Source organism: Cohnella lupini, from assembly GCF_003386205.1.
Lineage (GTDB): Bacteria > Bacillota > Bacilli > Paenibacillales > Paenibacillaceae > Cohnella > Cohnella lupini.
In genome coordinates this window covers 1-8,799 of record NZ_QRDY01000047.1, presented here as the reverse complement: position 1 = coordinate 8,799, position 8,799 = coordinate 1, and the positions used below count along the sequence as shown (strand labels likewise).

General features: G+C 50.0%; 12 protein-coding genes. 4 read left to right on the top strand and 8 right to left on the bottom strand.

Features of this window, described 5'->3' with window-relative positions; translation table 11 throughout:
- The first annotated feature begins 109 nt into the window (after window positions 1-109).
- The 4 genes from DFP95_RS28365 to DFP95_RS28350 all read left to right on the top strand — a co-directional run bounded on the left by DFP95_RS28365 (window position 110) and on the right by DFP95_RS28350 (window position 2,777).
- Window positions 110-1,396 (top strand): helix-turn-helix domain-containing protein, encoded by a 1,287-nt coding sequence (locus tag DFP95_RS28365; protein WP_181907652.1) that lies wholly within the window; start codon window positions 110-112, stop codon window positions 1,394-1,396.
- A gap of 199 nt (window positions 1,397-1,595) precedes the next feature.
- Window positions 1,596-1,778 (top strand): hypothetical protein, encoded by a 183-nt coding sequence (locus tag DFP95_RS28360; RefSeq protein WP_115996045.1) that lies wholly within the window; start codon window positions 1,596-1,598, stop codon window positions 1,776-1,778.
- A gap of 208 nt (window positions 1,779-1,986) precedes the next feature.
- A complete protein-coding gene (locus DFP95_RS28355; RefSeq protein ID WP_115996044.1) occupies window positions 1,987-2,595 on the top strand; it encodes a MerR family transcriptional regulator in 609 nt (202 codons plus the stop codon).
- Window positions 2,592-2,777 (top strand): hypothetical protein, encoded by a 186-nt coding sequence (locus DFP95_RS28350; RefSeq protein WP_115996043.1) that lies wholly within the window; start codon window positions 2,592-2,594, stop codon window positions 2,775-2,777. The genes DFP95_RS28355 and DFP95_RS28350 overlap by 4 nt, the downstream gene beginning before the upstream one ends.
- A 772-nt stretch (window positions 2,778-3,549) precedes the next feature.
- Here the strand turns inward: DFP95_RS28350 and DFP95_RS28345 are convergent.
- The 8 genes from DFP95_RS28345 to DFP95_RS28310 form a co-directional block, all read right to left on the bottom strand.
- On the bottom strand, window positions 3,550-4,641 hold the full coding sequence (locus tag DFP95_RS28345; RefSeq protein WP_115996042.1) for a DNA sulfur modification protein DndB: 1,092 nt from the start codon (window positions 4,639-4,641) through the stop codon (window positions 3,550-3,552).
- A gap of 400 nt (window positions 4,642-5,041) precedes the next feature.
- Window positions 5,042-5,596, bottom strand: a complete 555-nt coding sequence (locus DFP95_RS28340) for a recombinase family protein (protein ID WP_115996041.1) — start codon at window positions 5,594-5,596, stop codon at window positions 5,042-5,044.
- A 541-nt stretch (window positions 5,597-6,137) separates the two neighbouring features.
- The gene (locus DFP95_RS28335) at window positions 6,138-6,470 is read right to left on the bottom strand and encodes a helix-turn-helix domain-containing protein (protein ID WP_181907650.1); all 333 of its coding nucleotides are present in this window, start codon (window positions 6,468-6,470) and stop codon (window positions 6,138-6,140) included.
- A gap of 93 nt (window positions 6,471-6,563) precedes the next feature.
- Window positions 6,564-6,872: a hypothetical protein gene (locus tag DFP95_RS28330; RefSeq protein WP_115996039.1), complete on the bottom strand. Its 309-nt coding sequence runs from the start codon at window positions 6,870-6,872 to the stop codon at window positions 6,564-6,566.
- On the bottom strand, window positions 6,872-7,498 hold the full coding sequence (locus DFP95_RS28325; RefSeq protein ID WP_115996038.1) for a hypothetical protein: 627 nt from the start codon (window positions 7,496-7,498) through the stop codon (window positions 6,872-6,874). The genes DFP95_RS28330 and DFP95_RS28325 overlap by 1 nt, the downstream gene beginning before the upstream one ends.
- A complete protein-coding gene (locus tag DFP95_RS28320; RefSeq protein ID WP_115996037.1) occupies window positions 7,495-7,938 on the bottom strand; it encodes a phBC6A51 family helix-turn-helix protein in 444 nt (147 codons plus the stop codon). Before DFP95_RS28320 ends, DFP95_RS28325 begins: the two co-directional genes overlap by 4 nt.
- 5 nt (window positions 7,939-7,943) lie before the next feature.
- The gene (locus tag DFP95_RS28315) at window positions 7,944-8,147 is read right to left on the bottom strand and encodes a hypothetical protein (protein ID WP_115996036.1); all 204 of its coding nucleotides are present in this window, start codon (window positions 8,145-8,147) and stop codon (window positions 7,944-7,946) included.
- Window positions 8,140-8,403, bottom strand: a complete 264-nt coding sequence (locus DFP95_RS28310; RefSeq protein WP_115996035.1) for a helix-turn-helix domain-containing protein — start codon at window positions 8,401-8,403, stop codon at window positions 8,140-8,142. The genes DFP95_RS28315 and DFP95_RS28310 overlap by 8 nt, the downstream gene beginning before the upstream one ends.
- Window positions 8,404-8,799 lie beyond the last annotated feature (396 nt).

Below are 8,799 nucleotides of genomic sequence, written 5' to 3'. Positions count from 1 at the left end.
TTAATCGTTCGCTATTACAGTCCACGATGGGGCTGTCTTTGTGCCTTCATTTTAGCATGAATCCTAGCACAAGGACAAGCCTCGGCGTGAGCATACGCGGAGGTTTATTATGTTAGAGAGTGCAAGGAAACATATAGAGCGTCATCACGCCGACGCGGACGGATTGATCACGCTCGCTCGGAAAGAGGACGGACGGTTCCATCAGGAGCATTTCCGAATGGACGAGATCAGCGCGAAGCTCTCCGAGTGGATCGGCGAGGATGTGTATTTCAGTCAAAACACGTTCTATCGGCCTCAGCGTCGCGTCGAGAACGTTCGGCAGCTGCGCGCTGTCTATGTGGACGTGGATCATTATCTGCTGAACCATTCGCCGGATTGGGTCATCGGCAGCATGGAGCTGGAGCTATTCGGCGAGCGCGTTCCGGATCCGAATCTCATTATCCATTCCGGGCGCGGCTTCGTCGTCGTATGGTTTATTGAGCCAGTACCGGGGAAAAAGGCGCTCCCTTTATGGCAAGCGGTCGAGAGTCATTTCTCCCAGCAGTTCGCTAAGCTCGGCGGCGATCCGAAGGCCACGGACGCGGCTCGCGTGTTTCGGATTGCTGGATCCACGAACAGCAAGAACGGCGCGGAGGTCAAAGTCCAATATAGACACGATCATCGTTATGAGCTGCGCCAGCTGCAAGCAGACTATCTCCCGGAGCTGCAGCCGAAGCGAGAGCGTAAAGGCAGACCATCGAAGTCCGCTCGTCTATTCAATACATATAGTCTCCATTATGCGAGGCTGCGCGATCTGTCCAAGCTCGTCGAGCTGCGCGGCTACAACGTCAAAGGATACCGAGAAACGCTCTGCTTTCTGTATCGGTATTGGAGCTGCTGTTTCCTCGCTGACGAGTCGGAGGCGCTGCAACAAACGATTGAATTTAATTCGGAGTTTACTGAGCCACTCCGGATCCGCGAGGTCGAGAAGGCCACGAAATCAGCGGAGAAGGCATATCACGCGAGGAATGACAAAGAGGCGAATCGATTGGCTCAGGAGAAGGGATATCCGGGAGCCGGTTATAACGTCACAAACGAGACGCTCATTCGCTGGCTGGACATATCGGAGGACGAGCAGCGTGAGCTGCAGACTATCATTAACGCTCCTGAGAAGCGTCGCCGGAAGGCGGACGCGAACCGGGAGGCTCGGAGAATTGAGAGCAGGAATCCGGCTAGGACGGACGGAGAGGCTCCACGGAGCGCGTATCTGGCGCAACAGGCCGGACGAACGACGGACAGGATAGAGGCGCTCAGGAAGGCGTTGGAGGCAAATCCGGATGCGTCTCAGAGAGAATTAGCCGAAGCGATCGGAGTATCGGCTGCATGGGTGAATATACTGCTCAAAAAAGGTGTTTAGTGGTTGGTACGCTTAAATTAAGGGGGCGTAGCCTGTCGCTTGCTTGTGGATAAAAACGCGGTAGTATTTTCTGGAGGCTATTCGTGGTTGTGGGTGGGGCGAGCAGGCTCAGCGGCAGCGTCCCCCCGGGGAGAACACCGAAGTATGGTTTCTACCCGGGATCTTTATTCTTTGATTCTGAGGGGGGAGAGTTCTTCGTATGCTTACGGATATCGAATATTACAGGGGCTTGTCTTATACGGTGGAGTATCTCTTCGTTAGTGATGATCCCGGCTATCCTGATGGATATTTTTATGGTGGCATTGTAGAGCTGGACGCTTGCAAGACTGACGGAGCGACTTTGGAGGAGTTCCTCTCGGATTTGGAAGTGGTCAAGCGTTAATGGCTCGAAGTTAAGCTCGAACACGGTAGTCAGATCCCAGAGCCGAAGCTGGGATAAAATCGATCTGAGCGGTACTGACGGACAGGAGACGGATTACAGACGGAGAATATATTTATATATAGCTAGAATCCGTCCGTATTAGTGATTGACGGACGACGGACGGATTTGGTAGGACGAGAAGACGGTCGGGGGAGGGCGGAGAGTCGGGATGGACGGATTATTGAGGAAAAAGGATCTTGTTGATGTTGTCGGTGTGGCAAAATCGACAATAGCGGATTGGGTGACGGAGTTCGCCGTCTACATCCCCACGGTTAAGCATGGGGCGGTCACGTATTATAAGCCAGAAGCTCTGGACGTGCTGAATTATATCCGTGAGCTGCGAGAGCAAGAACAGTCGAAAGTTCAGATCATGCAGTTGCTCGCTAAGAAGGGATTTCCGATCACGGTCGAGGAGGCCGTTGAGGACGTGCAGCGCGTTCTATCAGGAGCGGATCCACGCGACACGTTGCTCACTGTCATGCAGACGATGGGACAGGCTGTCGTTGAGATCGGAAAGCAGACGGAGCGCCAAAACCGCATAGAGACGAGGATCTCCGAGCAGAACGATCGGATGGACGGACAGGACGGACGGATCCAAACGGTCGAAGGAAAGCAGGACGAAGCAGCCGGACGGATGACGGATCTCGAACAGAAAATCGAGGAAATGCGTCAGCAGCTCGTCAATGCTCAGGCAGAGGCGGCAGCTGCTAAACAGGAAGCAGCTGAAGCGAAGGAACAGGCCAATAAGCGGCGCGGCCTGTTTGGGTGGTTCAAATGACGAATAACGGAAGGGAGTCGGAGGATCTGAACAAAGACGAGTGCCAGATATTGACCGACGAGCGAAGTCCTAACGTCGAGATCGTGCCGCTGGAGGAGGGGCGCGTCATGATACGGGAACTTGATGAAGCTGGGAATATCGTCAGAGAGACATACGGGGAATACCCTGGAACGATGAAATGAGAAAAGCTCTCTTGATCACATTGTGATCAAGAGAGCTTTTCTGTGACATTGTGACGGGGGAATCAGCTTACCGCAAACTAACTACGGCAATGTTCGCTGACGAGGGAACCACTACGGATATGAGCTGGAATCCATACGCGTCCCAATCGCATGTTGCGAAAGTGACCGCGGACCCAATGAGCTATCCTGTCGTGTTCCCTCACATGATTTGCCTTAGGAAAACTGCACGTCATGGGGGTTGACCTCCTTTTGGTTAACTCGGAGGTCAGAGGTATTCTATTACATCACCGCGTCCTTTCCGTTAGGGGCCGGTGGATTTGACGGTCGAACTGTTCGCAACGCTTACAGGGGGACTTCTAACTCATAGTTTGGCGACGTCGCGACATTTTTGTACGCACAAAAATCTTGACAAACGTATCCGAACATTGATATATTAGTGGCTGTAAACGGTTTTGGCAGCGAAGCAAGGTCGTAAATTCTGATGTTGGTAGCATCAGAAACCCATCTAAGCTCCTAATATAGTAATACCTTTGAACTCCTGTATGGTGTATGTATCTAGTTAGTTGTTCTAGATACAATTATACTAGGTTTATTTTTGGTTGTCAAGGGGTAATTCGTATATTTCTGTGAATCTTGGACAAAATAATAAGTCGGGTCGACAAATATGTCGATTCGGCTTTTCTTTATACCCATATCCGCCAAACGATTGTTAGCGGCTATTGATAATTGCGTAAATAAATCCAGCGCAAGGAATACAAGCGCTGGATTTTGGTCACTCTTGTGGTTCGTTGTGCTGGATGAGGAAGTTGCAAACGCCATTAACCCCTGCACCTGTCCCGCTAAATACAAACCTGTTCTTGGTAATGTCGAAACTGCCGCCAAAACCGCCTCTGGCCAGCACGGGGTTCGAGTGCTTCCAATCGACATTAGCTAGACCGGCAACGTACTCGTCGACGTTGGCAATGGAGTCGTTGTTGATGAGGTAGTTGTAGTACTTTCCGATTCCTTGCATGGTAGCCGCTGTTCCGATGATGTACCTTGAGCGATCGTAACAATCATTGGGGAGCGCGTCGAAGAGAGAGTCGATCATGTTGGAGATCGTCAACTTAAACTCGTCGTAGTTGTCATCAGTCAGCGCTTCGGATTTATCTTTTTCGGAACCAGAGATGGCATAGGAAATCATGTTCCGAAGTGTGGATAGAACCATGATCTCGCCGTTTTTCTCGCCTAACGATGTCCGTTCCGTCTCTACTCCGAGTTCAAGCAATTTCTCGTTTTCGTCTTTCAGCTCTTTTGCCATTGTGTTATACAGGTCGGTATTGTCGAACTTGAGCGATACGGACTTCGTGGGCTTAGTCGCGAGTAGGTTAAGGTCGTGGAAGAGTTGTTCTTCGTATACCTTATCCATTGAGTCGAAGATGACGACAGGGATAGACATGTCTGATAGTTTGTCGAGACGCCTTTGAGCTTCGGTGCGTTCTGATCCAGTTGCCTTCTCAACCTGTTCTCGAAGTATCTTTAGTGCTAGCTTAATACCCTCGACTCGGTGTTGTCCGTCGTTGATGCTTAATCGCGCCATCATATCGAGCTGTACTTCGTTGTCATCCTCTTCGTACCCGATATCGCCTCTACATGTTGCTGTTATCGCCGATAAGAAACAGTAGTTACGCGACTTTAACCCTTTCAGAATGTACTGAGCGATTGCCTTGACCTTAACTTTGTTGATTTTTCTCTGAACCTCGGGGAACACCACGAGAACTCTCTCCACGGTTTCAAACGGTATCGTTGTAGCAAACACTCTTCTTCCGAATTGCGCTCCTGTAGCTCCTGCAAATGACAATTTGAACGACGTTTTCGTTGACATTCGTAATCCTCCTCGATTTATCGATCATCTTATTGATAAGAGTATATAACGATAAATTGGAAAAATGCAACAGTAATTTTCCATTTTATTAAAAAATATATGAAAGGTAACTTATCAAACGACATGCCGCCGAATGTGTATCGATTTACAAGCTTATTTAGCGGCTTAAAAATTACTCGCGCCGAAAGTCTGTTTGCCGCTAACGATTATTAAATAAAAATCAGTAGCCGCTAAAGAGTATTTAGCGGCTACTGATTTATGTGAGTTTTCTTATGTATTCTTTCGTCAGATCCTAAATAGTGATCTGTCCTCGGGAAGTGGAGAATGAATTGTGTACGATAGGACGGCTTAATAGCAACTTTGGGGAGGGGGGGCGCCTCCGTCCAGGGGGTATATCGTATTAAGTTCTCCGTTTTCTAACCTCTCGAATAAGGGTGGACTTGCTGATTCCTGTCTTACTGGCTACTTCTTTATACGAGTTATCGCCAAGTAGATCGATCGCGTGGTTTAATTGCTTCTCTGTATATGTCTTTGGGCGACCTTCTGTAAATCCTTCCTTTTGTCGAGCGATCGCCTTGCCTTCTTGTGTTCGCTCTACGATTAAATCACGTTCAAACTCCGCGAACCCTGCGAATACGGTGAGCATGAGCCTCCCTCCCGTTGTATCTTCAATCATTCCCATGTTAAGAACGTGAATCCGCACGCCACGCTCAAATAGCTCCTTAACCGTTGTGATAGCGTCCAGTGTTGAACGAGCAAAACGATCGAGCTTTGTGACTACAAGCGTGTCTCCAGATTTAAGAGTCGTTAGTAGATTGGTAAACTCTGGACGAGCCTTCTTTGTCCCCGTAAACTTTTCGGCGTAGATTTCTTGAGTTCCGGCAGCTTTGAGCTGCTGAAGCTGTGCTTCCAATTCTTGAGATACCGTCGATACCCTCGCATATCCGTAAATCATGCATTTTCCCCCGTTGATTTTGACTATAAGTTATGACACCTAACGACGGCCCAATTCTACGCTACTGGTCGATCGGTGTCAATACTTTTGAGTTGTGACGTCGATAGAGAGAAAAAAAGACCGCTAGACGGATCCAGCGGCAAAGTGTAAATCGTAAGCGAAACAGTCTCCATAATATCAACGCCGAACGGATCTGTCAGGGGCGGGGGGGAAGTTTCAAACAGCGCCGTATCAGGCAGCTCTCGCGGCTGTTCATGCTCCCGATTAACGACATGAACTATCGCCGGGGATCCGGATCGCGGCGGCTGCATCGCTGTGTCGTCTCTGCTTGCCTCCCATTGATTCTATATCTTTAAGATCCTTAACAGGTTCAAATAATAGAGTCCCCCTCTAGTTATTATCTTGTTAATTGGTTCTAGTTTATTGGTTCTTGTTAGTGATAAGCTGGCTTGCCTATTTCCCTCTCAAACTGGCATGACTATGCTCACGCTGCTGTCATGTCATCGCTCGATACTGGCATGACTATGTTCAGGCCGCTTGCCTAAAAGATAGCGAGGTACGAGCTGGGGAGGACGCGATACACTTTATTTCGTCCGCGCTGCTTTACCTCTATGACGGCCTCCCCATTAAACCGAAACGCCTCCAGCCGCTTTATACGTTCGGAGATTGTCTGTCGGCTCGTTCCCAGCAACTCGGCGAGATCCGCATGAGTCGGAAAACATTCTCCGTTCTTATTCATGTGTGAAGCGAGACATATCAGCGTCATGCTAAGATCCGATCCAAGCTCTCTGGCAAGTCCGTTCCTAAAAAATCCGAGATAGATGCGGAGGAAATAGCGCTGTTCGTCATTCATCTGAATGTCTTGATTTGTCATGGTGTACACTCTCCTATGGTTTGTTTGCATGTGTTGAATATCGATAGCAGATCTCGTTTGTGGCGAAATGGACAAAAAAACAAGCCGAGGATTTTATTCCCCGGCTTGTCGTTTAAGCGTTACATATGCGGCTATGGTCTGCGGCGTTGGATTAACAGTTGCAGCCTTGCGAGCTGCCTCCAGCTGCTCAGCCGTCGGACGGATCGGCGACGGCTTCGGATCGGCTGCAGCTGCGGCCTGCTGCTGTCGTGCCGACACGACTCCGAACAGCGCGCGGTGAACCATAGTCGGATAGAGTCGGACGATCATGGCCATGTCCTGCACGTCCTGCGGAGTGATCTCTGCAGCGTCCTCTAGCTTGGTTTGTATCGCACGAAGGTTCGTCAGTTGGACTTGATCCATTATCGCGCACCTCCCGTCGTGCGATCGATACCGTTCGGCAGCTTGCGATAGTTCTCAATCTGCAGCAGATCCTCGCGCGTGATGAGCGGAATGTCGCTGTTGCTGATGATCGGCAGCGGCGAACGGTAGTCGCCGGGATGGTTGACGTTATCGTTATACGCCATATCGCGGAGCTGCTGGAACGTCGGCTCGTATGCTGCCTCTAGATCCTTCACGTCGAGCAGCGCATTGTAATAGGCAGCGCGCGCTTTCGTGAGACGGTCGAGAACCGGCTGCAGTTCGTCAGAACGGACGGAAGAACGGAAGCCATCGCTCCAATCGAGGACGAGCTGACGGACGGAGATCCGGTCGTCCATTGTTCTGCGGTATTCATAGGCTTGGCCTCGTTCATGCTCGGCAGCTGTGAGCGCCTTCTCTGCGGCCTCAATCTGTGCGGAGAGCTTGGCTTTCTCTTTAGAGCGATCTGCTCCCGTCTTAAACTCGTCATGGATCAGAGCGTCTTTCTGAGTCTTTAGATCCTGCAGCTGTGTTCCAGCAGCGACGACAGCGGCCTCGTAACGCGCGACGACAGCATTATGCTGCTCGTCCTGACGATCAAACTTTTCCTTCAAGTCCCATGTTCTCATTGCTCTATTTCCTCCTCGTTGTCTATTCCGTCAGCCTCTAGCTGGCGGCGTAATTCTTCAATGCTTCGTTCTAATGCCTCCGTCGATCTATCCTCGAAGGGGGCAGCTTTCACGATCATTTCCGGCTGATACAATCCAGCTATTCTTGCCCAGACTTCAATCGCTTTGATCGAGCTGCCACTCCTCGCTTTTTCGTTGAGGGTTTGAACGATATCGGGCATCGCCTCAGTGACGTTTTCGAGAGAACGGCGGCGAATGTATTCCATTACTGCAGGATCGCGTCTCATCCGGTTTATTGTACGAGTGCTTGTTCCAACGTGAACCGCTATGTCATCGAGTGTCATCCCTCCGCGTCCTGGCGTTGCCAAAATCTCCGCGACGAGTAAAGCCTCCGGCGATAGTCCGTCCTCTTCTCCATACTGTTTAATCTGATATTTCATAATGTCTATCTCCTCCTGTTTCGTTTTACTTGATCTCCGCGCTCCTCAAAATCAACGAGCCTCCCGATCAGCGCCAATATATGGCGGTCGCTCAGTTGCGGAGCTACGTCGAACGTATAAACAAAATCAGCATCCGTCAGGATGCGAACGGCCGTTGGTCGGTTGGATCCGTTCCTGCATATCGTCATGTGTTTTATGTTCTTAGCCATTGGAAGCATCTTTCCACGCTTGAACGGAGCGGATAACTTCCTGTAAGGCTGGATCGTTCCATCCGAGCGCCATCTCTAAGCGGCGGCGGATCTCCGGACTAATCGATCTTGATCCGGCTTCGATCTTCGCTATCAGCGAGCGGTCGACGGATATAATGTCAGCGAGGCGCTGCTGCGTCATGTTTTTAACAGCTCTAATAACCCTCAACTCTTCGGCAGTCAGTGGGTACTTTCTAGTGAATGGTCTCGTTCTCATGAGTGGCCTCCTTCTTTGTTTTTTGGAAATGAAAAAGACGCTCTCCCGATTCCGAAGAATCGAAAGAACGTCATATTGGGGGAGCGAGGAGCTTCAGCAGCTTTCTCGCATATATAAGTCGGCTAAAGGTCAACGGCACAAGCTGGGACAGGAAAAGAAGTTTATGTATATCACTATAGCGCTATAAGGCGGCGTTATTGCTGGATTTTCAGGAGGTTCTCGTTTACTAGATTCGTAGGCGCATGATAGAATGATCCTAACAAAAACGAAAAAACTCCCTCGGTCGCCAAACTTTAGGAGTTTAATCGTTCGCTATTACAGTCCACGATGGGGCTGTCTTTGTGCCTTCATTTTAGCATGAATCCTAGCACAAGGACAAGCCTCGGCGTGAGCATA

Excerpts from the sequence above, each read along its gene's own strand:
- DFP95_RS28340 (WP_115996041.1), bottom strand. The coding sequence starts at position 5,596 with ATGATTTACGGATATGCGAGGGTATCGACGGTATCTCAAGAATTGGAA.
- DFP95_RS28325 (WP_115996038.1), bottom strand. The coding sequence starts at position 7,498 with ATGAGAACATGGGACTTGAAGGAAAAGTTTGATCGTCAGGACGAGCAG.
- DFP95_RS28310 (WP_115996035.1), bottom strand. The coding sequence starts at position 8,403 with ATGAGAACGAGACCATTCACTAGAAAGTACCCACTGACTGCCGAAGAG.
- DFP95_RS28335 (WP_181907650.1), bottom strand. The coding sequence starts at position 6,470 with ATGACAAATCAAGACATTCAGATGAATGACGAACAGCGCTATTTCCTC.
- DFP95_RS28355 (WP_115996044.1), top strand. The coding sequence starts at position 1,987 with ATGGACGGATTATTGAGGAAAAAGGATCTTGTTGATGTTGTCGGTGTG.
- DFP95_RS28350 (WP_115996043.1), top strand. The coding sequence starts at position 2,592 with ATGACGAATAACGGAAGGGAGTCGGAGGATCTGAACAAAGACGAGTGC.
- DFP95_RS28360 (WP_115996045.1), top strand. The coding sequence starts at position 1,596 with ATGCTTACGGATATCGAATATTACAGGGGCTTGTCTTATACGGTGGAG.
- DFP95_RS28345 (WP_115996042.1), bottom strand. The coding sequence starts at position 4,641 with ATGTCAACGAAAACGTCGTTCAAATTGTCATTTGCAGGAGCTACAGGA.
- DFP95_RS28315 (WP_115996036.1), bottom strand. The coding sequence starts at position 8,147 with ATGGCTAAGAACATAAAACACATGACGATATGCAGGAACGGATCCAAC.
- DFP95_RS28330 (WP_115996039.1), bottom strand. The coding sequence starts at position 6,872 with ATGGATCAAGTCCAACTGACGAACCTTCGTGCGATACAAACCAAGCTA.
- DFP95_RS28365 (WP_181907652.1), top strand. The coding sequence starts at position 110 with ATGTTAGAGAGTGCAAGGAAACATATAGAGCGTCATCACGCCGACGCG.
- DFP95_RS28320 (WP_115996037.1), bottom strand. The coding sequence starts at position 7,938 with ATGAAATATCAGATTAAACAGTATGGAGAAGAGGACGGACTATCGCCG.